We start from the raw sequence: 21958 nt of genomic DNA, 5'->3' as shown, positions 1-21958 counted from the left end.
CCCAAATCCCGAAAACATCCCCCAATCCGTAGGAGCCGGCTTGCTGGCGATAGCGCCCGTAAAATCGCCATCGCCGGCAAGCCAGGCTCCTACAGGTTTTGCGTCAACCCAAATCCCGAACACATCCCCCATGCCGGCTCCTACGGTTTTTTGCATCAAACCCACCTGCTGAAGGCGCCATCAAGGCTGCCGACTGCTCACCCGCTGCTCATTGTTTTCGAACATCGCTTGGAAACGCGGCTTGTTGGCTGCGTAATAGTCAGCAACCACCTTGTCGGAGGAGCTCTGCCGCGCCTGCATCATCAACGCTTCAAGATCGGCGCGGGGAATCGAATAGTGGGCGAAGAAATACGCCACCTCCGGGTACTCCTGACTGAATCCCTTGCGAGCCATGGCGTGAATCTGCTCGGCGCCGCCGAAGATTTGTTTCGGGTCATCCAGGTAACGCAGCGACCACTTGGAGAACATCCAGTGCGGGCTCCAGGCGTTGACCAATGACCATTTATCACGCTTCAGGTTGCGATCAAGTTCATTGAGCATCCCGGATTCGGAGGACGCCACCAGTTTGTAGCCGTCGAGTTTGTATTCTTTGATGGCCTTTTCGGTGAGCTTGTATTGGCCATTCCCCACCTCTGAGGTAAGGATCTTGCCCTCAAGTTTTTCCCTGACCTCGGGCTTGTTCAAGTCCTCCACGCTGGACACTTCACTCTCGGGTACGGATGTGGGCACAGCCATGCCGATCCGCCCTTCATAAAGCACGCCGAGGTCTTCGAGCCTGTCCTTGTATTTGTCGTAGAACGCCTTGTGGGTGCTCGGCAGCCAGACCATCGGAATCAGGTCGATATTGCCGTTGGCCAACGCCTGGAACTGGATGCCGATGTCGGCCATGACCAGTTTCACCGGTTGTTTGAGATGGTCCTGCAACGCCGTGGTGGCCAGTTTTACGGTGATCTCGGTATCCGACCAGTTGACCCAGCCAATGCGCACGGGCTTCGGTTCCGCGGCTTGCGTCAGCCCGACGCCAGCGGCGAGTGCCACGCCGATCAATCCGGCACAAATTCTTTTTCGATACGGCGAATGAGCGTTCATCAAGCGTTTTCCTGTTTTGGTTGTTATTGGCAGGTTGGTCTTAATTTGAACGGCCTTACGGTCGTGAAAAATGCAGTCTTGCGCGGCGGGTCGGTTGAGCCGATCCCTTCTCCTTATGCGCCGATCTTATCCACGACGATTGCCCTGCGCAAGCAAAATGTACACCTGTGTCACGAACCATTGACACACGTGTACAGTTATCCTAATTTCAAGTCGCCGAGCCTGATGAAGCCCACTTTTGGAGCGCACCGCCATGTCCAGCGATCCGTTGCTGCAGCCGTACAAGATCAAGCACCTGACCCTCAGAAACCGCATCATCACCACCTCGCACGAACCGGCCTACCCGGAAGACGGCATGCCCAAGGATTTGTACCGCGCCTACCACGTCGAACGGGCCAAGGCCGGTGTCGCCCTGACCATGACCGCAGGCTCCGCAGCGGTATCCCGGGACAGTCCACCGGTGTTCAACAACGTGCTGGCGTACAAGGACGAGGTGGTCGGATGGCTGAAGGACCTGACCGACGAGTGCCATGAACACGGCGCGGCAGTGATGATCCAGCTGACCCACCTGGGCCGTCGCACCCGCTGGGACAAAGCCGACTGGCTACCGGTAGTGTCGCCCTCCCACCACCGCGAAGCCGCTCACCGCTCCTTCCCGAAAAAAATGGAAGAGTGGGACATCGAGCGAATCATCAAGGACTACGTGGACGCGGCCGAGCGCATGAAGGCGGCCGGCATGGATGGCTTGGAGCTGCAAGCCTATGGGCATTTGATGGATCAGTTCTGGTCGCCGCTGACCAACGAACTGGACGGCCCATACGGCGGTTCGCTGGAAAACCGAATGCGGTTTACCTTCGACATCCTGCGGGGCATTCGCCAGCGGGTTGGTGAGGATTTCCTGCTCGGCGTACGCTACACCGGCGATGAGCAGTTGCCTGGTGGCTTCAACGCCAGCGAAGGTATGCGGGTTTCACACATGCTCAAGGACAGCGGGCTGGTGGATTTTCTCAACGTGGTGCGCGGCCACATCGACACGGATGCTGGCCTGACCGATGTCATTCCGATCCAGGGCATGCGCAATTCGCCGCACCTGGACTTCGCCGGTGAAATTCGCTCGGCCACCGGCTTCCCGACCTTCCACGCCGCGAAGATCCCGGACGTGGCCACCGCGCGCTACGCGATTGCCTCGGGCAAAGTCGACATGGTTGGCATGACCCGCGCGCACATGACCGACCCGCACATCGTGCGCAAGATCATCGAGAAACGTGAAGAAGATATTCGTCCCTGCGTGGGGGCGAACTACTGCCTGGATCGTATCTATCAGGGTGGCGCCGCCTATTGCATTCACAACGCGGCGACCGGTCGGGAAACCACCATGCCCCACGAGATTCCCCGGGCGGCGGTCAGGCGCAAGGTCCTGGTCATCGGCAGCGGCCCCGCAGGGCTGGAAGCGGCGCGCGTCGCCGGTGAACGTGGCCATGACGTGACCGTACTGGAGGCAGCGGATCGTCCCGGCGGCCAGATCAGGCTGACGGCGCAAAATGAGCGTCGTCGCGAGATGATCAGCATTATTGATTGGCGGATGGCCCAGTGCGAGCGACTGGGGGTCAAGTTCCACTTCAACACCTGGGCCGAAGCCGACACGGTGCTGGCCCATGAGCCGGACGTGGTGATCGTCGCGACCGGCGGCCTGCCAGACACTGCAGTGCTGACTCAAGGCAACGAGTTAGTGGTGTCGACCTGGGACATTATTTCCGGTGACATCAAGCCCGGTCGTCACGTGCTGATCTTCGACGACGCCGGTGACCATGCCGCGTTGCAGGCTGCCGAAGTCATAGCCAAAAGCGGCGCGACCGTGGAAATCGTCACCCCTGACCGCGCGTTTGCACCGGAAGTCATGGCCATGAACCTCGTGCCGTACATGCGCAGCTTGCAGGACCTGAACGTCACTTTCACCGTCACCTACCGCGTCGAGAAGGTCGAAAAACAAGATGGCCGCCTGCTTGCGACCTTCGGCAGTGACTACGGCAAGGTCAACAAGCAGCGGGTTGTCGATCAGGTCGTGGTCAACCACGGCACCCTGCCTCTGGACGATCTGTACTTCGACCTGCGTCCGCATTCGAGCAACGGCGGTGCGGTGGAACAGCACGACCTCATCGCGGGCAAGGCGCAAAACATCGTCACCAACCCACAAGGGCAATTCCAGCTGTTCAGGATTGGTGACGCCGTGGCCGCACGCAACACCCACGCGGCGATCTACGATGCTTTGCGGCTGGTGAAAGATCTCTGATCTATCTCCATATTTGTGGCGAGGGAGCTTGCTCCCGCTGGACTGCGCAGCAGGCCCTTTTTTGGGGTCGCTGCGCAACCCAGCGGGAGCAAGTTCCCTCGCCACAAAAGCAGTTTCAGGGACTTGCTACATACCGCGTCGTGCAACCTCCGCGCCTGCCTGCAATGCCCTTCCAACCATGACGTCAAAGTCCTGATCAGTCATCGACTGCAACCCCGCCGCCGTCACGCCACGGTAAGCCATCAACGCTTCAATCATTTGTTCTGGATCGCGACTGGCCAACAGCTGCCCGCCTCCCACCACCACGCCGCGCGCAGCACGCTGTGCAATCTCGTAAGGAATGCCCGCCGCCACTGCCTGACTGGACAGCGCCCGGTGCAGCAACGCCGGGAATGCCGGCCCAGTGCCGGACAACGCACTCAGGTAATCAATATTGTCTTCGTTCGGCACTTCATCCGCCGCGCCCACACATTCGAATAACCGTTGCACCCACTTGCGATCCGCGTCGCCAAGATCGCCGGCGCTGTACCACGGCGTGTACGACTGCCTGATGTCGACGGCCGCATTCGGCATGGCCCGCACTACCTCCTGCGCACCGGTAGCTGCGCTGAGAGCTGCCGCCGGGATCCCGGCCATCAGGGAAATGACTTGTTTACCGCTGGCATCGATCTGCAGTTCGCGAAATTGTTCCGGCCGGATCGACAACATCACCACATCGCTAAGCGCCACGAGTTGCTGGTTATCCGCCAGAACCCGCACATCGGCTGGCAACGTGCTGCGGCCAGAGCGATTGGAAACAAACAGTCCGGCAGGCTGGATAAACCCGCTGTCCAGAAGCGCCTCGGCGATTGCGCTTCCCAGCCAGCCAGTGCCGCCGATGATGCCCAGGGTTTTATTGTTCATCGGACGGCAACTCCTCCAAGTTCTCAACCAGCGGACCGAAAACCCCGGGTTCTTTTTCCGCATAGCCAAACTTGCCAAAGAAGCGATCCAGTTCCCGCCGCTTCGGTGCCTTGCCGGTAAACACGGTCACGTACTGCGGGATGCGCCGAAAGCGCACCACAACGTCCTCAGTGGTTTTCATCGAGATGTAGCCGATTTGCGTGAGGTAGATCGTCCTGGCCCGCGCATCGGCGGCCTCGGCTTCATAGCCAAACCGGCGGAACATGGCGGCCAGGGCATTGATTCGCGCCTCATCGGCCAGCGCGATTTCAGCCGCCACTTCAGCCGATTGCAATGCCCAGCTGCGCACGGCAAATTCGAATTGCGAGTCGAACAGTTCCGGGTTCAGCCAGCATTCGAAAACATTGAGAATTGCCTCGGAAATGCTTTCCGCGTAACTCTCGCACTGCCCCACCAAACCGCCGCTGTTCTTGTCTTTCCAACGGGCCAGCAGTGCCGCGAGCAGCTGCTCGCGGTCTTCATAGAACCAATAGAAACTGGTGCGGGACAAGTTCAGACGCTTGGCGAGCGGCATCACCCGCACCGCATCGACACCGGATTCCTTCAAGGCATCGTAGGCGGCGTCCAACCAGACATCGACCGAGCCTCGCCATCCTGCATCCTGCGCCTTGGTTTTTGCCCTTCCTGTCTGCGACATCTTCGGGTCCGCCTATCTCGGTAAATTCGCCCAACTGTACACCGCCCGATCCATGGCGTACACGCGCTGTACATCGGCGTACATTTTAAAGACGACGTTACGAGCGATTGGCAATATCGCGGCGATTATTTACTCGGGCTACCTGGCCCGATTGGCGCTGAAACAGCCGAACATCAATGGCGAAGGCGCTCTGATTCGCGCCAAGGAGTCAGGACGGGCTTGATGATCATTCACTGGTTCATCAAGCCCGTATTTCTTAGGCGCATGGAATCAAGAGGGCCGTCGCACCACCCTCACCTTCCCGCTCGAACCACCGCCGCAGAAAAACCGCTCGCCGCCATCGCATTCAAGCCCGGACACGCCGATCCCGGTTGGCAGCTTGAGGCTTTCCAGCACCTCGCCGTTCTTCGAGTCGATGCGGCGCAATTCGCTTTCTTCGCCTTCCCAAGTGCCATGCCACAACGCGCCTTCAACCCAGGTCACGCCGGTGACAAAGCGGTTGGATTCGATGGTGCGCAGGATGGCTCCGCTCTCGGGGTCGATCTGATGGATTTTGCGCTCGCGATACTGCCCCACCCACAATGTGCCCTCGGCCCATGTCAGCCCTGAGTCGTTGCCGCCACCGGGGGCCGGGATCGTGGAGAGAACCTGACCGGTGCGGGGGTCGATTTTCTGGATGCGGTCCTCGGCAATCTGGAACAGATTTGTCCCGTCGAAGGCGGTGCCGGCATGGGCGGCGACGTCGATCGAGCGCGATGTCTTTCCGCTTTCGGGGTCGAGGGCGTTGAGTTTTTCGCCACTGGCGTACCACACCTGCTGACCGTCCCAGGTCAGGCCGTGCACAGTGTCGACACCTTCAAAAGGGCCATACTCACGGACGATTTCGGCGGCTGACTGTTTCATCTTGGTGTTCCTCCAAAGGGGTTGGTGGCGTTCATCCTAGCCACCGGGCAGCGGCACCGGGAGTAACAAGGTCGTCGCGAAACCGGGCACCGGTGGGGTCATCCAGCGCCGCGCCCGGCCTTGACCAAACGACTGCACTTTGCCTGCCGCCGCCAGTGTGTCGAGCGCCCGTTGCACCGTGCGCTGGCTGGTGTTGAGGGCCAGCGCCAGGGCTGAGCTGGACCAGGATTCACCGTCACCGAGCAAGGCGAACACCGCTGCATATTTTTCTTCGACCGGTGGCGTCAGCAGCACCACGTCCGGTGAAACCTGCGCGACCAGGGCAAATCCGCGCCGGGTCGCGGTCACCGTCGCCAAAGGCTTCAACGCGGCGCGCAATCGCCCGATTTCAACCCGCAAACGGGCGCGATGGGATTCATCACTGAGCTTCAGCCGAAAGGCCCGGGCGATGAGTGTTGCCCTGGGCACATCGCCCGGCCAGGCTTCGGCCAGCGTACGCACGAGGGTGAAGAGGATTGGTCGTTTGGACAGGGAAACCGACATGCCCGCGCCACGTACCACATAGCGACAAGCGTCCACCACCAGCGATGTCGAGGCGAGCAGCGATTCCACTTCGTCGAGCAACAGAGGTCGTTCTTCGCCACCAACGATCTGGTGTGCGGCGGGGCTGTTCAGTATCGACGCCGCATTTTCGACTTCTGCGGTCAGCGCAGGAGTACCGGCGAGTTGCGCGGCGAGTTCAGCCCTGGCGAGTGCGGCCCGCGCGGCGTGGGAATGCAGATGTCGCATCGCGATCCCTGCCACCACCAGTTCATGGGTCGCCCGCAAGGATGGCGGTAATGTTGCCTGATCCAGCTCATCGAGATTTTTTTGGGCCTCATCAAGCCGCCCGATCAGCAACAAACGACGGATGTCCAGATATCGCGCGTGGGCAGCGTTGACCAGGTCGCCATGGGCCTCCAGCGTGACACGCGCCGCTTCAAGCGCCTTAACCGGCCAGCCGAGATCCCGCGAGGCCAGGGCGATTTCGGCTTCGGCGACGATGCAGCGCGCTCGTGCCACGACCTCTCTCGGACCAAAGGCCCGCGCCGCCCTGCGCACCAGCGCCTTGGCCCGCGCCAGATCACCCAGTTGCGCCATGGCGATCCCGCGCAGCGCCAACGCAGGCGCATCGTCGCGCAATGCGATGCGGTCCAGCGCGCCGAGCGGATCACCCGCCGCCAGCGCGTGCGCTGCGGCGGTGATCAGCGAGTCCATTGCAGTCCTGCCACGCGTGTCACTCCTGCCGTGAAAAGCCCCGTGATGAGTCTATCTCACCACTCAGTAGAGCGTATCCGGCACACACACGTTTCCATCAAACAGCAATCGGGCGGTGCGCATCAGCCCGCAACCCACCAATTCGCCGTCCTGCAGACGCAGTTCGACGGTGAATTCGCCGGTCGGGTGCTCGACTGAAAGCTGCTTCACATCACCCGCGGGGATACGCGCCAGGCCTGCCGGCACACTGCCCTCGATCAGGCACGCAACGGCTACGCTGACCGCGCCGAACACGCCGATGCTGGTGTGGCAACGATGGGGAATGAAGGTGCGGGTGCTGAGCGCTCCGTCCGCTTGCGCCGGTGCAACAAGGCACATTTTCGGCACGTTGCGCTGGCTGACATCGCCCAGGTGCATGCGCGGGCCGGCCTGTAGTCGGATCTTCTCGATCCGCGCCTTTAACCGCGCGTCCGCATCCAACTGCTCCGGGCTTTCATAGCCGCTGAGACCGAGGTCTCCGGCGCGGATCAGCACGACCGGCATGCCGTTATCGACGCAGGTCACTTCAACACCCTCGAACACATCGACGGCATTGCCGGTCGGCAGCAACGCCCCGCAACTGGAGCCGGCGACATCCTCGAACTCGACGATCAATGGCGCGGCATAACCCGGCACCCCGTCGATCCGCGCTTCACCCGCGTAGCTGACGGCCCCCTTCGGCGTTGGCACATGCGCAATCGCGATCTGCCCGGTGTTTTCCATGAAGATCCGCACCAGCGTTACATCACCCTGCACCGCCACCAGCCCGCGCTCGATAGCGAACGGTCCGACACCGGCAAGGATGTTGCCGCAGTTCTGGCCGTAATCGACACGCGGCGCGTCGACCAGCACTTGGGCAAACAGATAATCGACATCGGCGTCGGCGCGGGCCGAGGGCTTGATGATCGCCACTTTGCTGGTCAGCGAATCGCCGCCGCCGATGCCATCAATCTGCCGCGCATCCGGCGAGCCCATGGCCGCCAGCAATACACGGTCGCGAAGCGCCTGCTGCTCGGGCAAATCACTGGCCAGGAAGTAAGCCCCTTTCGACGTCCCGCCGCGCATCAGCAGGCAAGGAATCCGTGTCTGGCCCATGCTCAGTCTCCGAGTTCGTCGAGGCTCTCGACGTATCGCAAACCCTTTTCCGCCAGGCGTCCGCGCATGTTGTAGATGTCGAGGCCCAACTCACCCTTGGCCAGGCGCAGGGCCTTCTGTTCTTCCAGATCGGCGCGGGCGCGGCTGGCCTCGACCACGTGTTCAACGTCGGACCGACGCACGATGACCACGCCATCGTCATCCGCCACCACCACATCGCCGGGGTTGACCAACTGACCGCCACACACCAGCGGCAGGTTGACCGAGCCCAGGGTCTCCTTGATCGTACCCTGGGCGCTGATGGCGCGGGACCAGACCGGGAAGCCCATCTCGCGCAGTGTATGGGTGTCGCGCACGCCGGCGTCGATCACCAATGCGCGCACGCCGTGGGCCTTGAGCGAGGTCGCCAGCAGGTCGCCGAAGTAGCCATCGGTGCACGGCGAACTCGGTGCAACCACCAGAATGTCGCCGGGACGGCATTGCTCCACGGCTACATGGAACATCCAGTTATCACCCGGCGCGACCAGCACCGTCACCGCCGAACCACTGATCACGCTGCCCCGCTGAATAGGCCGGATCGAAGACGACAGCAGACCTTTGCGACCCTGCGCTTCGTGAATCGTCGCGACGCCGTAGCGTTGCAGCTCTTCGACCAGCGCCTGTTCGGCCCGGGCGATGTTGCGTACGACGATGCCGGTTTTTCCGATCCACTCGCTCATCCCAGGTTCTCCGTCACGCGCGGGAAGATGCTTTGATAGCCTTCGCCGTAAATGATGTCGCGGCTGGAGGTGATCCCGACATTGCGCTTGGCTTGCACGCCACGTTGCAGGGCCACGCGGGTGTAGTACTCCCACAGATGTTCCTGGCCGGCCATGCACTGGATGGCCGCGTACTTCTTGTCCCAGACGGAAGTGATGTCCAGCAGCACGTCAGGGCGCCATTCGCATTGCTCGGGCTGGTGCGGTTCGAAGCTGTAGACCGGCGGCGCACCGACAATTTTCTCGCCCGGTTTGTAGCCTTCGGCCTGGGCGATGATGCGTGCCTCTTGGGTCAAGTTCATGGCCAACGGGTGATCGTAGTTGTACGGATCTTTCAGCGAGTGGCTTAGGACGAATTCCGGTTGCACCCGGCGAAAGACATCGGCGAGGCGGAACAGGGTTTCCTTGTCCGCGCGCATCGGGTAGTCGCCGATGTCGAAGAACTCGACGCTGGCACCGAGGATGTCGGCGGCCGCTTGGGCTTCTTCGCGGCGCGCGCTTTTGACTTTCTCTTCGCTCATCTCGCCCTTGCGCCACAGCTTGGCGGACTCGCCGCGCTCGCCAAAGGACAGGCAGACGATGTGCACGTTGTAGCCCTGTTGCGCATGCAGTGCGATAGCACCGCCCGCACGCCAGACGAAATCGGCAGAGTGGGCGCTGACGACCAGCGCGTTTTTCGGTGCGTTTTTCGGTGCGTTTTTCGGTGAATCGATCATTGGGGATACTCCTCCTGCGTTTCGAAAGAGCATCGCACCGCACCCACTTGCGGAGTAATGCGTTGCGGTGTTGCAGGTATGCGTTTTTTTTATTGCCACTCGATCAGGGCGGCGGCATAGTCCGAGTCAAACCCCGATCTGAAGAGCCGCCGCCCCATGGAAACCAGTGAACTGCCCAGCCTGATGCACGTCCGCGCCTTCGTCCGCGTGGCCGATCACGGCAGCGTTTCCAAGGCTTCCGTGGCCCTGTATCGGGCGCAGTCAGTGGTGACTCGGTCAATTTCCGAGCTGGAAGCCCGGCTCGACGTGGCGCTATTCGAACGCCACGCCAACGGCATGCGTTTGACCGATTACGGCGAACGTCTGCTGCCCCGGGCTCGCCGCGTGCTCGCCGAGCTGGAAAGCGTTCCACGGCTGTTGAGTAGCGGGGATAAACGTGCGATCGAACCGCTTTACCTGTTCCAGGCCCGACGCCTGCAAGTGTTCGTCAAACTCTGTGAAACGCACCACATGCAGACCGTCGCCAGCCTGCTCGGCCTGAGTCAACCGGCGATCAGTTCGACCATCAAGGTCATGGAAAATGGCTGCGGGCAGACGCTCTTCGAGCGCACACCTCGTGGCTTGCAGCCGACCCGCGCCAGCCATGAAATCCTGTTTCCGATTCGTCGGGCGCTGAACGAATTGCGCCATATCGAGACCGACATCACCGCCCTGCGCGGCGCCCTGCAAGGGGTGGTGCATGTCGGCGCCCTGCCCCTTGGTCGCACCCGGATATTGCCGGAGGCCATCGTGCGCATGGTGGCCGAGCATCCGGAAATCCAGGTGATCACCAATGAAAGCCCCTTCGATTTACTAGCGACGGAACTGCGCGCCGGCGATGTCGATTTCATTTTCGGAGCCTTGCGTTCGGAGGCCTACGCCAGCGATTTGACCGGCGAGGCGTTGCTTACGGAAGACATGGTGGTGTTGGCGCGGCGTGATCATCCGTTGTATTCGAAAACTGCCGTGCACGACGAACTCAGCTCCGCCCAGTGGGTGCTGCCCCGCGCCGGATCGCCGGCCCGGAAAATGCTCGATGAGTGCTTCACCCGGTTTGGCATTGCGCCGCCCCGACCGGTAGTGGAAAGCGCCGACATGGCGATCATTCGTGGGTTGTTGTTGCGTTCGGACATGCTCGCGGCGGTGTCTGCGCATCAACTGGAACAGGAAATTGCCTCCGGTGAGTTGTGCATCCTGCCGCTGGAGCTGAAACAGACCACCCGGGCCATCGGTTTGACTTATCGCAACGGCTGCCTGCATTCACCAGTGGCCCAGGCCATGATGGAGATGATTCGACGGGTGATTCGTGAGCAGGCGTTGGTTCGGGACAGTCAGTCACTTTCCCGGTGACCGGTAGACCGCTATCGCGAGCAGGCTCGCTCCTACAGGGGATTTTTGGCGTACATCGCGTTTGTGTGCGCTGCCGATTCCTGTGGGAGCTGGCTTGCCGGCGATGAGGCTGGTACATCCAACATCACGGGTGACTGATACACCGCCATCGCTGGCAAGCCAGCTCCTACAGGGGAATTGTGGCCGAACGCAGCTTTTGTGTGCGCTGCGAGCACCTGTAGGAGCAAGCTTGCTCGCGATGAGGCCGGCACATCCAACATCACGGGTGACTGATACACCGCCATCGCTGGCAAGCCAGCTCCTACAGGTTTTTGTGTCGACGGTGTTAAAGCAGGCTGAATGGATAGCTGATGATCAAGCGGTTTTCATCGAACTCGTTGCTGCTGTAGTCGCGGCGGATGCTGGAGTTGCGCCAGCGCAGATTGAGGCTTTTGAAGCTGCCGCTCTGCACGGTGTAGGCCAGTTCCGATTCGCGGCCCCATTCCTTGCCGTCGCTGGTTGCACTGGTGTGTACGTTGTCGCCACTGATGTAGCGATTCATCAGCGTCAGGCCGGGGATGCCAAGGGCGACGAAGTTGTAGTCGTGTCGCACTTGCCAGGATTTTTCCCGGGCGTTGTCGTAACTATTGTTGTAGCTGTCGTTGGCCAGGGTTCCGCCACTGGTGCCGTTGACCCGCATCCAGGCATCGTCACCCGTGAGTTTTTGCAGGCCAACGTAGAAGGTGTTGCCGCCATATTTGGCCGAGAGCAGAGCCGATACCGTGCGGTTATCCAGGTCGCCAGCGCGGGCGCTGCCGTCCTCGCGGCCCCAGAAGTAACCGAGGTTTGCACCCAGGGTCCAGGCACCCAGCGGTTGGCTGTGAACGATTTGCAGGTACTGCTGCTGGTAGATGTCCTTCAGCTCGGCATTCCACACACCGATCATCGTGCGTTTGTCGTTGAAGCTGTATTCACCACCGACGAAATTGAAGCGATCGGAGGTGAACGCAGTTTTGCCCTGCATGAACATGTCTTCCATGCTCGAATCGTTACGCGGGCTGTTCTGGCGGAACTGGCCGCCGTACAGGGTCAAGCCATCGATTTCCTGCGAGGTGACCTGCCCACCGCGAAAGGTCTGGGGCAGCGAGCGGCCGTCGTCGGAGCGCAGGATCGGCAGCACCGGCATCCACTCACCGACCTTCAACTCGGTTTTACTCACTTTCATTTTTCCGGCGACCGCCAAGCGACCAAAGTCATCGGCTGGACGACCATCGCTATCGAGCGGCAACAGCTGCGTGCCGCCAGTGCCCTGGCCACCATCGAGCTTGACCGAATAGAGCCCCAACACATCGACGCCGAAGCCGACCACGCCTTGGGTAAATCCGGACTTGGCGTCGAGAATGAAACTCTGGGTCCACTCCTCTGCCTTGCTTTGCGGGTAAGCCGGGTTGGTGAAATTGCGATTGATGTAAAAGTTACGCAGGTTCAGGTTAGCGCTGGCGTCGTCGACAAAACCGGCCGCCGAGGCCCCCAGGGGAAGCGCCGAGACGACGGCCAAGGTGCAGACGAACCGCTGATTGACGGTGTTTTTCATTGTTATTGTTTTCCGATTTTTGGGTAAAGAAATGCCCTGCGCCCGTTCAGTGCCGGCACAGTGAGGTCAAACAAAATGGGTGATGGCGACTCGGGAAGAGTCGCCGGTTACTGGTACGCGTTATCGCCCGATGATCAGCGTGGCGCTTTACCCGCCACCGAATACAGCACCTGCTGATTTCGGGTTTTCATGAACTCGTCCAGGCTCTGGCCACGCATCGCCGCGTAAACCTGCAGATTGGGAATCCCGAGCACCGCCGCGAGTTTCTCCAGCACGAAGAAGATCGCCCCGTACTGGATCAACCCGCGCCAGTCGCGCTGGCGCAGCAGCTCGCGCTCCTCTTCGCTCAACCCGCCCTCCTCGAACAGCGCTTCCGGCGCCTCGAGAAAACGCTGGCGCCATTGCGGCTCGATCATGCGATGCAGGAACTTGTTCAGCCGATAACCCTTGGCGCTGCGCTCCAGGGTGAACGGGTACGTGCCTTCGAGTTTTTCGATACCGGCCAACTGGTGCTGCATGTGCTGCAAGTGGCGCTCGGTCACTTCAGCGGGTACGGAACGGTCCTGATTCTCCAGCAACAGGGTGGCAATTCCGGTCATGGATGGCAGGTAGTAATCCTGATGCAGGTTCTTCACCGTGGCCGACAACGCGCCGCGCATGATCAGCCAGGTGATGACTTCAGAGCCTTCCATGCCGCCGAGAGTGGCGTATTCGGCGTGGGTCATCTCGGTCAGGCGCATCGGGTCGTTGACCAGCAGATCGATGAACTGCGCGTCCCACTCCGGGTTGTTGAAACCGCAGCGCTCGCCGTGCACCTGGTGAGACACGCCACCGGTGGCAACGATGGCCACCTTCAGGTCTTCGGGATAACTTTCGATGGCGCGGCGCAGGGCCTGACCCAGTTTGTAGCAACGCAACGCGCTGGGAATCGGGAACTGCAACACGCCGACCTGCAACGGCACGATTTCCACCGGCCATTGCGGATCGCAGGGCAACAGCGCCGACATCGGCGAGAAGAAGCCATGATCCAGCGGCTTGTCGCGGAAGAAACTCATGTCGAACTCGTCAGCCACCAGGCTCTGGCCAATGTGCCGCGACAGCGCCGCATGTCCACCGACGGCGGGCAACGAACGAGGGTTGCCACCTTCGTCAGCGACCTCGTAACGCTCGTCCACACCGAGGGAGAACGCGCCGTAGTGGTCGAAGAAGAACGAGGTCACATGGTCGTTGAAGATGTAGAACAACACGTCCGGTTGTTGCTCCTTCAACCACACCTTGATCGGTTCGAAGCCTTCGAAGATCGGCGCCCAGGCAGCCTCATTCTGTTTATCGTGATCGACCGCGAAGCCGATGGTGGGTGTGTGGGATACAGCGAGGCCACCGATAATGCGTGCCATAACGAGTTCCTGTGTTCAAAAAAGATTATTGCGCCAGCAACGTCTGACTGACCCGACGCCGTGCATGACCGTTAGCCAGGATCGCCAGCGCGGCGATGAAGGCCGGCACGCTCAACAGGGCGAACAACAGCGGCAGACCCAGGCCAAGGCTGAGCACCGCACCACCGATGAGAGAACCAAAGATAGCCCCGAAACGCCCGATACCCAGCATCCAGCTGACGCCCGTGGCGCGGAAATCGGTTGGGTAGTAACCGGGTGCGAAAGCGTTGAGGCCGGTCTGCGCACCGCTCATGCAGAAGCCTGCCGCGACGACGCCGAACGCCAACAGACTCGACTCCAGGCTAAAAGCCCCCAACAGCAGGATGAATACACCACCCAAGGCATAGGAGGTGGCAATCACGGTGTTCGGGTTACGGCGGTCCATGGCCCAGCCGACCACAATCGCACCTACCGTGCCGCCGATCTGGAACAGACCGGTGATGGTCGCTGCGCGCTCGATGGACAGGCCACCCTCACGCAACAAGGTCGGCATCCAGCCCATGGTCAGGTAGATCACCAGCAGGCCCATGAAGTAGGTCATCCACAGCGCCAGCGTGCCGAACCGAAAACCCTCGGTGAACAACTTGCGTACCGGTGCCTTGTGCTGGACCTGGGGCTCGCTCAGGGTGAATTTCGTGCTTGCCGAAAACTGCCCGCCCAACTTGTTCAACACCTTGGCGATTTCACTGGCCGATGCATTACGTGCCGCCAGGAAGCGTGGGGACTCGGGCAACAGCAGCCAAAGGAACGGCAGCAGCACCAGCGGGAGGATGCCACCCGCGAGCAGCACCGATTGCCAGCCGTGTTGCGGGATCAACCAGGCCGCGAGAAAACCGCCCATGCCCGAACCCATGTTGAAACCGGTGAACATGATGGTAATGAACAGCGAACGATTGCGCTCCGGCAGGTATTCGGAGAGCAGCGTGGTGGTGTTGGGCATTGCGGCGCCCAGGGCCACGCCGGTCAACAACCGCAGGATTGCCAGTTCGTAAGGGTTGCGAGCAAAGGCACAGGCCAGGCTCAGCACGCTGAATCCTGTCACAGCAATCAACAACACTTTCTTGCGGCCCAGACGGTCGGCGTAAGGGCCAGCGGTCAAGGCGCCGATGGCCAGGCCAACCATGCCGGCGCTCATAACCGGGCCAAAAGCCGCTTTGGAAAGCCCCCACTCCTGAATCAGCGAAGGCGCGATAAAACCCATGACCGCGACGTCAAAGCCATCGAACAACACAACGAAGAAACACAGGCTCATGATGAGCCACTGGTATCTGGCAACCGGTCGGTTGTCGATCCACGCTTTGATATCGACCGTTTCGTGACTCATGCTTTTCACCTTCTTATTTTTTTAGAAATTGCGACAGGCTCGGCAATGGCGGCTGGCCAGGCAGCCATCCACCCATCGAACGCTGGGCGTGACTCTAAAGCCGCACGTGCCCGCCCCGCCTCTGGGAAATCCTTAAGCGGGTATCGGTTTTTCTTATCGGGTGATTTTTTCAGGTAACAATGGTTGTGCTTGCGCGGACGCCATCGCGGGCAAGCCACACTCCTACAAGGTTTATGCCGGACACAAAAAATGGCCCAGTCCAAATCCTGTAGGAGCGTGGCTTGCCCGCGATGAGGCCCTCAAAAACTGTGCAGGTTTGCCCTGCTTACGCGGGATCTGGAATTTGATGCTCACGGCAGATCAGGTCGATTTCCTTCGATTCCAAGGGCTCTTGGGTCAATCCGCAAAAAGCCCCATCGGCGTCTGTCTGGTGAAACCGACAAGTTCGGCACAGCCCGAAACTCGGCACGTTTTCCCCCTGCTGAATGTTGCGCAATAGCTCCAGCAGCAAACCTTCCAGCGCCGTTGCATCCGCACCCATGCGTTGGGCGGCTGCAACCAGAAAGTCCGGCGGGATCACAGCATCCAACAGCGCTTGCGCCGGCGCTGTCAGCACCAGGTGCACGCTACGTTTGTCTCTCACATCCGGTCTTTTTATCAGCAGCCCTTTGCCTTCCAGGGCTTTAAGCGATTGCGACACCGTGCCTTTGGTCAGGCCCAGATATTCGGTCACCGCCAACGGCGTGTCGGAGTAGCGATTACACCGGCCCAGGTACATCAGCGCGCTCAACTGAATCGGCTGCAGGTCCGTCAGCATCGGGTGCTCGCGGAACCAGACGCGCGTCAGGCTCGACAACCTTTCCAGCAAATCAAATAACACGTGGGCAGTTCCTGATCAAAAACGTTGATAAATAGTATCGGATAAAAACCTTATTGACAAAAAACCGGATTATCGTAGGCTTTGTGGTGTCGATTCGAAACCGTAAATCAACGAATTTTTAAATGGAGGCAAGCATGAAAACTGCACTGGCACTGACCCTCGGCACCCTGCTGGCATCACAAGCCTGGGCCCACGACTCGCAAGGCATTCACAGTGAAAAAGGCAAGGCCGATGCCGCGTTCGACCTGGTCAATACCCGCGTTTTCAAGGAAGGCAGCAACCTGGTGTTCGAACAACTGGTGGATGGCAAGGCCGGCAGTCGCGTGCCTGTCGCTAAAGGGGCTTTCGCCGGTGCCGAGGTTTACAGCTATGTCTGGCCGACCAGTCTCGACAGTTCGGCCGTCGGATTTGAGGCGAAGTCCGGCATCCTCGCCCTTGCGCTGACGTCGCACCCGGACTTCGACGACACCCCGCAACTGGATGAAAACAAGGATGGCAAGAAGGACAACGATGGCGGGCTCTGGCACTCCCATTGGGTGGTGCTGACCAAGGACGAAGGCTGCGGGCCTGGCGGTTTGAAAGTGCGCGACATTCCCAAGGATGCCAAACCCAAATTGCCGGCGACCTGGCCTGGCGCGCCGATCTATATCGACTCCCCCGGCTACGATCTGAGTGTCGAGAAAAACGCAGCAAAAATCCGTGTGCCACTGGCGGCGGTCGGCTTTCCGGAAAGTTTCAACTACGACGGCGTGACGGCGGCATTGAAGGTCAACGCTGACCTGCACAACCCGCTGCTGTGCGTCAGCAGCGTCTATGACATTGCCTCGGGCGACCTGTCGCTGCCCGGCACCTGGAAACTGAAGGAGAGCAAGTGATGAGCATAAAAGTCTTCGATACCCACGTGCGCACCAAGGACGGCCGCTACCTGCATTTCGATGTGTTGATCGAGAGTAATGACCCTGAACTGGCGAAGTCCTACGCCCGCCAGTTTCTTGATGAACAGGGTGTTCAGGACGAAGATATCGCCCAGGACATTTGCCGGTTCTGCCACGTCGAACCGTCTAATCCGCAAGTGGCCGAGGCCATAGACAAACAAGGTTACTTCATTCTCAAACTGCAAGGTTGCCAGGAGCCAGTGACATGAACGTGTATCAGCCGATGAACTGCGACCTGCATGACTATCTCGAGATCGCCGGCATGCATAGCTATCGACTGGATATCGAGTTGAAGGATGGTGCAGTTTTTCAGGCCAAAGCGCTGACCACGCGAACCTCAAGCGACAAGGAAGAATTCCTTGTCGTCGAGACGGCGGACGGGCAACAGGAGATCCGACTGGATCAACTGCTGGCCATCACGCCGCTGGACGCCCACGCGCAATTTCGCCGTGTGTTATTGACGGGTGACGTCTGCACTTTCTAGTAATGACTCAGACCAGCGACATGCCGCCGTCCACATGCAATTCGATGCCGTTGACGAACGAACTGTCGCTGGACGCCAGGTACAACGCGGCTTTCGCCAGCTCTTCCGACTCGCCGAGACGGCCCGCGGGAATCATGTCCGCCATCATCTGCATGAACCCTGGGCGGTCGTCTTCCGAGACGCCCAGTTTGCCAATGATGGAAGTGTTCACCGGGCCAGGGCTCAGCACGTTGACGCGAACCCGCCGTGAGCGCAGTTCCAGTGCCCAATTTCGGGCGAATGCCGCGATGGCAGCCTTGGAACCGGCATATACCGCGTGACCGTCGAGCACTTTTGTGGCGGCCAGGGAACTGGTCAAAATGATGCTGCCGCCGTCGCGCATCAAGGGCATGACCGACTGCACACCGAAGAAGACACCGCGCGTGTTGATGTTGAACTGCGCGTCGAATGCTTCGGGCGTGACCTGATGCGAAGGTGTCAGGGTGATCACCCCGGCGTTGGCCATGTAGATATCCAGCGCACCGAATTGCTCCCGGACTTGTCCGGCCACGTCGGCATGATGCTCAAGGCTTGCGACATCGCCCTTGATGCCAATCGCGCCATGGCCGATCTGGCGGACGGCATCGTCCAGCACGTCTTGCCGACGCGCCGTGACAATCACTTGTGCGCCCTCTTTGGCGAACAGGCACGCCGAGGCCAAACCAATCCCGCTGTTGCCGCCCGTGATGACCGCGACCTTTCCTTGAAGACGTTGCATTTGCTGACTCCGCTTGTTGAAGTAGCGCAGTATTATGGCGCTCGCCCACCTGCCAACCAGTCCCGCAAAGGGCACATCTGTTGTGCCCTGGAGTCACAAGATGCCCAGCCTGTTGAACCAGTCGGCCAGCCTGATTGCCTTTGTCCGTGCGGTCGAAGCCGGCTCGTTCAGCGCCGCCGCGCGCAACGCAGGCACCACGCCATCGGCGATATCAAAAGGCATTGCCCGGCTGGAAACAGAACTCAACGCCAAGTTGTTTCGCCGCTCCACGCGCATGCTCAGTCTGACGCCCGAAGGCCAGGCGTTTTTCGAGCGTGTCGCACCGCTGCTGCAAGCCATCGATGATTCTGCCGACGCGTTGCGCCATACCGGCGGCGCGAGTGGTCACTTACGGGTGAGCATGCCCAGCGAACTGGGGCGGTTGTTGATGCCGCAGATCAATTCGGTATTTCTCGCCGAACACCCCGACGTGGAGCTGGACCTGACCTTGCTCGATCATCACGTAGATGTGATTCGTGAAGGCTACGATGTGATTTTCCGCGTCGGTACCCTTGTCGACAGTGACTTGAAAAGCCGCACCCTCGCCCACCTCGACATGGCACTGGTCGCCTCCCCGGCGTTTCTGCGCGAATGGACAACACCGACCTCCATCGAAGACCTGCGCGCCCTGCCCTTCGCCCGCTATCAACTGAACGGGCGAACAATGCCCATCGTCTTTGAAAACGGTGAAACCCTGGTCCCACGTGGACGAATAGGCCTGGACTCGGGCTTCGGCTTGCGCGCCGCCGCGTTAGGCGACATGGGCATCGCCTACCTGATGAAATGCACCGTGCAGCAAGATCTGGATTCAGGTGCGCTGCAGCAGGTGCTGGTCGAGCAACGCTTGCCGTCGATGGCGATTCATTCGCTGCATGCGTTTGGCGCGCTCACACCGATCAGGATCAAATTGTTTGCGGATTTTGTTCAGCAAGAGTTGCTGCGCTTGGGCGGGCGCCAAACCTAGAGTCATACGATCACCTCGACTCAATCTGTCAATCAACATTACCCATCAAAGTCCTGCAAAACCTTCGATACAGCCTTTTACCCTTGTCCATTCAAATCAAACGAGGTACAAACGGCCCTCAGTTGTACGACAACATAATAAAAACACTCGCCCACTTTCGCGGTGGTGCATTTGATTCGAGAACCTGCCATGACCCGCATGACCTCCATGGATGAAGCGCCTGCGCCCTTTCCTCGCCACCTCGCCGTATTGATTTTGCTGTGCATGGGATGTGCTTTCGCCGGCAACCATGTGGCCGCTCGCGTCGCATTCGATGATGGTGCCGGGGTGTTACTGGCGATCCTGATGCGTTCTGGCGGCACGCTGCTGGTATTGGCCGCATTGGTGCTGTGGCAACGTCAGAGCCTGCGCTTGCCACCTGGCGCCTGGCGCTGGCAGTTGCTGCTGGGGTTGCTGATCACCGCCCAGAGCCTGTGTTTGTACTCGGCGGTCGCGCGGGTGCCGGTGGCGCTGGCGCTGCTGGTGGCCAACGTGTTCCCCATCTTGCTGGCACTGCTCACCTGGGCGCTGGGTGGGCCGCGGCCGAGCGCCCGCACCGCTGCGCTGATGGGTTTGATTTTGCTGGGGCTGGTGTTTGTGCTGGATGTACCGGGGCGCCTTTCATCCAACGCCAGCGCGGGGCCGGAATGGTTGCTCGGTGTGGCGCTCGCCTTCGGCGCTGCCAGCGTATTTGCCTGTGCGTTATGGATCACCGATCACAAATTGCCTCAGGTACGCGGGTCAGTGCGCAGCCTACTGACCATTTTCATCGTCTTCAGCAGCGTTAACCTCGCGGGCATGACCGGAGCCCTCCCGGGTGGCTTGAACCTGCCGGCCAGCAGCACCGGGTGGTTTGCGCTTGCCACATTGGTGGTGCTCTACGGCACAGGTTTTATTGTGTTGTTCATGTCCGTGCCACGCCTGGACATGGCGAAGAATGCGCCGGTGATGAACATCGAACCCCTCGCGACGCTGCTGATGGGTTGGGTGGTGCTGGACCAGATGCTCAGCGCAGGCCAGGTGCTGGGCGGCGTGATTGTCGTCACAGGCATCATATTGTTGACCTATCGCAAGACCACCGACACACCCCGTGTAGAGCGCCCCGTCACCGAAGTTTCGAAACGCGGCTGATAAAAGCCTCGAACATACGACTCCAAACCAAGAACAAAGCCCGCTGAAGCATTCGCCTTCAGCGGGCTTTTTTCATTCGCCATTGATTCTGGCCGTTCGTCGCCAAGGCATGAAAAGACCTATTGACGTGGAATGGGTTCTGCGCGAAGATCATTTCCATCGGATGCGATACAAACGTATACGACTCTAAATCAAACTAAACTGCACCGTCGAGGATTCACCCCATGAGCAAGATCGAAAAAGTCCTGGTTACCGGCAAAACCCACACCACCCTCAGCGCCGCTGGCAATACATCGCGCGGCCATAACGGCAACCTCGACATCGAGCTCTCGTCGCCCGGCAACACTAAACCGGCCCACGTTTTCACCGGCACCCAAGCGCACCCGACCGCCGAGCAACTGTTCGCCGGCGCCTGGTCGGCCTGCTACATCGCCGCCGTTGGCCTGGCAGCCAAAGAATTCAAGGTGGAGCTGCCGGCAGACGTGTCCGTGGATATTGAAGTCGACTTGGGTCAGACCGGGAACGCCTACTTCCTGCAATCGCGGATCACCCTTCGCTTACCGGGTATCGCACTCGACACCGCGACGGCAATCGCCCATGCAGCTGACCAGATGTGCCCGTACTCCAAAGCCACCCGCGGCAACATCGACGTGGCCTTGAACGTTATTACCGAGTAATTTCACAACATACATATCGCATGCGATGTATTCGCGTGCGACTTACAAATTGTTTGAATCCGAGGAAATCATCATGAGCAAGATCGAAAAAGTACTGGCCACCGGCAAAACCCACACCACCCACAGCAACGCCGACAAGACGTTGCGCGGTCATAACGGCAACCTCGACATCGTCCTGTCTTCGCCCGGCAGTGCCCAACCGGCGCACGTTTTCGCAGCCACCCAGCCGCACCCGAAAGCCGAGCAACTGTTTGCCGGCGCCTGGTCGGCCTGCTACACCGCGGCGGTAGGACTTGTGGCCGCCGAACGCAACATCGCGCTGCCGGCGGACCTGTCCGTCGATATCGAAGTGGACCTCGGCCAGACCGGAGCGGCCTACTTCCTTCAAGCCCGCCTGACCCTGCGCGCGCCGGGCCTGGCACAGGATGTCGCGACCGAACTGGCCCACATCGCCGATTCCATCTGCCCGTACTCCAAGGCCACCCGCGGCAACATTGATGTGGCCCTGAATGTCATCACCGCGTAACGCCCCGCGCGGCCGGTTCGCCTGGGTCATACCCGGCACCGGCCGTCGGCCTTTGTG

22 protein-coding genes are annotated in these 21958 nt (G+C 60.2%); 9 read left to right on the top strand and 13 right to left on the bottom strand.

Annotated elements, in window-relative coordinates; genetic code table 11:
• Positions 1 to 180: 180 nt before the first annotated feature.
• On the bottom strand, positions 181 to 1089 hold the full coding sequence (locus tag NL64_RS24235) for a glycine betaine ABC transporter substrate-binding protein (protein ID WP_034150594.1): 909 nt from the start codon (positions 1087 to 1089) through the stop codon (positions 181 to 183).
• A 253-nt stretch (positions 1090 to 1342) separates the two neighbouring features.
• Here NL64_RS24235 and NL64_RS24230 point away from each other — a divergent pair, with 253 nt between their 5' ends.
• On the top strand, positions 1343 to 3379 hold the full coding sequence (locus NL64_RS24230) for an NADH:flavin oxidoreductase (RefSeq protein WP_034150593.1): 2037 nt from the start codon (positions 1343 to 1345) through the stop codon (positions 3377 to 3379).
• Positions 3380 to 3505: 126 nt separating this feature from the next.
• On the opposite strand, the gene NL64_RS24225 is transcribed toward NL64_RS24230, so the two are convergent.
• The 7 genes from NL64_RS24225 to galB form a co-directional block, all read right to left on the bottom strand.
• Positions 3506 to 4282: a pyrroline-5-carboxylate reductase family protein gene (locus NL64_RS24225; protein WP_034150592.1), complete on the bottom strand. Its 777-nt coding sequence runs from the start codon at positions 4280 to 4282 to the stop codon at positions 3506 to 3508.
• Positions 4272 to 4979, bottom strand: a complete 708-nt coding sequence (locus NL64_RS24220) for a TetR/AcrR family transcriptional regulator (protein ID WP_034150591.1) — start codon at positions 4977 to 4979, stop codon at positions 4272 to 4274. The genes NL64_RS24225 and NL64_RS24220 overlap by 11 nt, the downstream gene beginning before the upstream one ends.
• Before the next feature lie 270 nt (positions 4980 to 5249).
• Positions 5250 to 5882 (bottom strand): Vgb family protein, encoded by a 633-nt coding sequence (locus NL64_RS24215; RefSeq protein WP_034150590.1) that lies wholly within the window; start codon positions 5880 to 5882, stop codon positions 5250 to 5252.
• A 36-nt stretch (positions 5883 to 5918) separates the two neighbouring features.
• Complete coding sequence (locus NL64_RS24210; RefSeq protein ID WP_034150589.1) at positions 5919 to 7139, bottom strand: hypothetical protein; 1221 nt, start codon at positions 7137 to 7139, stop codon at positions 5919 to 5921.
• A 63-nt stretch (positions 7140 to 7202) separates the two neighbouring features.
• The gene (locus tag NL64_RS24205; protein WP_034150588.1) at positions 7203 to 8273 is read right to left on the bottom strand and encodes a 4-oxalomesaconate tautomerase; all 1071 of its coding nucleotides are present in this window, start codon (positions 8271 to 8273) and stop codon (positions 7203 to 7205) included.
• Positions 8274 to 8275: 2 nt separating this feature from the next.
• On the bottom strand, positions 8276 to 8992 hold the full coding sequence (locus NL64_RS24200; RefSeq protein ID WP_034150587.1) for a 4-carboxy-4-hydroxy-2-oxoadipate aldolase/oxaloacetate decarboxylase: 717 nt from the start codon (positions 8990 to 8992) through the stop codon (positions 8276 to 8278).
• A complete protein-coding gene (gene galB / locus NL64_RS24195; protein ID WP_034150586.1) occupies positions 8989 to 9747 on the bottom strand; it encodes a 4-oxalmesaconate hydratase in 759 nt (252 codons plus the stop codon). Before galB ends, NL64_RS24200 begins: the two co-directional genes overlap by 4 nt.
• Positions 9748 to 9903: 156 nt before the next feature.
• Here galB and NL64_RS24190 point away from each other — a divergent pair, with 156 nt between their 5' ends.
• A complete protein-coding gene (locus tag NL64_RS24190; RefSeq protein WP_034150585.1) occupies positions 9904 to 11136 on the top strand; it encodes a LysR family transcriptional regulator in 1233 nt (410 codons plus the stop codon).
• A 325-nt stretch (positions 11137 to 11461) separates the two neighbouring features.
• Here NL64_RS24190 and NL64_RS24185 read toward each other — a convergent pair whose 3' ends face one another.
• From NL64_RS24185 to NL64_RS24170, 4 genes are all read right to left on the bottom strand, one after another.
• Positions 11462 to 12709 (bottom strand): OprD family porin, encoded by a 1248-nt coding sequence (locus tag NL64_RS24185; RefSeq protein ID WP_034150584.1) that lies wholly within the window; start codon positions 12707 to 12709, stop codon positions 11462 to 11464.
• Between the two features lie 134 nt (positions 12710 to 12843).
• A complete protein-coding gene (locus NL64_RS24180) occupies positions 12844 to 14106 on the bottom strand; it encodes a gallate dioxygenase (protein ID WP_034150583.1) in 1263 nt (420 codons plus the stop codon).
• Positions 14107 to 14131: 25 nt separating this feature from the next.
• Positions 14132 to 15469, bottom strand: a complete 1338-nt coding sequence (locus tag NL64_RS24175; RefSeq protein WP_034150582.1) for an MFS transporter — start codon at positions 15467 to 15469, stop codon at positions 14132 to 14134.
• A gap of 325 nt (positions 15470 to 15794) precedes the next feature.
• Positions 15795 to 16349 carry a MarR family winged helix-turn-helix transcriptional regulator gene (locus NL64_RS24170; protein ID WP_034150581.1) on the bottom strand — a complete coding sequence of 185 codons (555 nt, stop codon included), beginning with the start codon at positions 16347 to 16349 and terminating at the stop codon, positions 15795 to 15797.
• 134 nt (positions 16350 to 16483) lie between these two features.
• Here NL64_RS24170 and NL64_RS24165 point away from each other — a divergent pair, with 134 nt between their 5' ends.
• From NL64_RS24165 to NL64_RS24155, 3 genes are read left to right on the top strand one after another with little or no spacing between them, the layout of a single operon-like run.
• A complete protein-coding gene (locus NL64_RS24165; RefSeq protein WP_034150580.1) occupies positions 16484 to 17224 on the top strand; it encodes a hypothetical protein in 741 nt (246 codons plus the stop codon).
• Entirely contained in the window at positions 17224 to 17493 is a 270-nt protein-coding gene (locus NL64_RS24160) for a DUF2024 family protein (protein ID WP_034150579.1), read from the top strand. The genes NL64_RS24165 and NL64_RS24160 overlap by 1 nt, the downstream gene beginning before the upstream one ends.
• Positions 17490 to 17768, top strand: a complete 279-nt coding sequence (locus NL64_RS24155) for a Rho-binding antiterminator (RefSeq protein WP_034150578.1) — start codon at positions 17490 to 17492, stop codon at positions 17766 to 17768. Before NL64_RS24160 ends, NL64_RS24155 begins: the two co-directional genes overlap by 4 nt.
• A gap of 7 nt (positions 17769 to 17775) precedes the next feature.
• Here NL64_RS24155 and NL64_RS24150 read toward each other — a convergent pair whose 3' ends face one another.
• On the bottom strand, positions 17776 to 18525 hold the full coding sequence (locus NL64_RS24150; protein ID WP_034150577.1) for an SDR family oxidoreductase: 750 nt from the start codon (positions 18523 to 18525) through the stop codon (positions 17776 to 17778).
• A gap of 100 nt (positions 18526 to 18625) precedes the next feature.
• Between NL64_RS24150 and NL64_RS24145 the strand changes: the two genes are divergently transcribed.
• From NL64_RS24145 to NL64_RS24130, 4 genes are all read left to right on the top strand, one after another.
• A complete protein-coding gene (locus NL64_RS24145) occupies positions 18626 to 19528 on the top strand; it encodes a LysR family transcriptional regulator (protein ID WP_034150576.1) in 903 nt (300 codons plus the stop codon).
• 207 nt (positions 19529 to 19735) lie between these two features.
• Positions 19736 to 20698: an EamA family transporter gene (locus NL64_RS24140; protein ID WP_155292783.1), complete on the top strand. Its 963-nt coding sequence runs from the start codon at positions 19736 to 19738 to the stop codon at positions 20696 to 20698.
• Between the two features lie 224 nt (positions 20699 to 20922).
• Positions 20923 to 21375, top strand: coding sequence for an Ohr family peroxiredoxin (locus tag NL64_RS24135; protein WP_034150574.1), 453 nt, complete (start codon positions 20923 to 20925; stop codon positions 21373 to 21375).
• Positions 21376 to 21448: 73 nt separating this feature from the next.
• Positions 21449 to 21901: an Ohr family peroxiredoxin gene (locus tag NL64_RS24130; RefSeq protein ID WP_034150629.1), complete on the top strand. Its 453-nt coding sequence runs from the start codon at positions 21449 to 21451 to the stop codon at positions 21899 to 21901.
• The last annotated feature ends 57 nt before the right edge of the window (positions 21902 to 21958 follow it).

This window comes from Pseudomonas fluorescens (assembly GCF_000802965.1).
Taxonomy (GTDB): domain Bacteria; phylum Pseudomonadota; class Gammaproteobacteria; order Pseudomonadales; family Pseudomonadaceae; genus Aquipseudomonas; species Aquipseudomonas fluorescens_A.
Note: the sequence above shows the minus strand (reverse complement) of the source record. Positions and strands in the feature narration are given on the sequence as shown.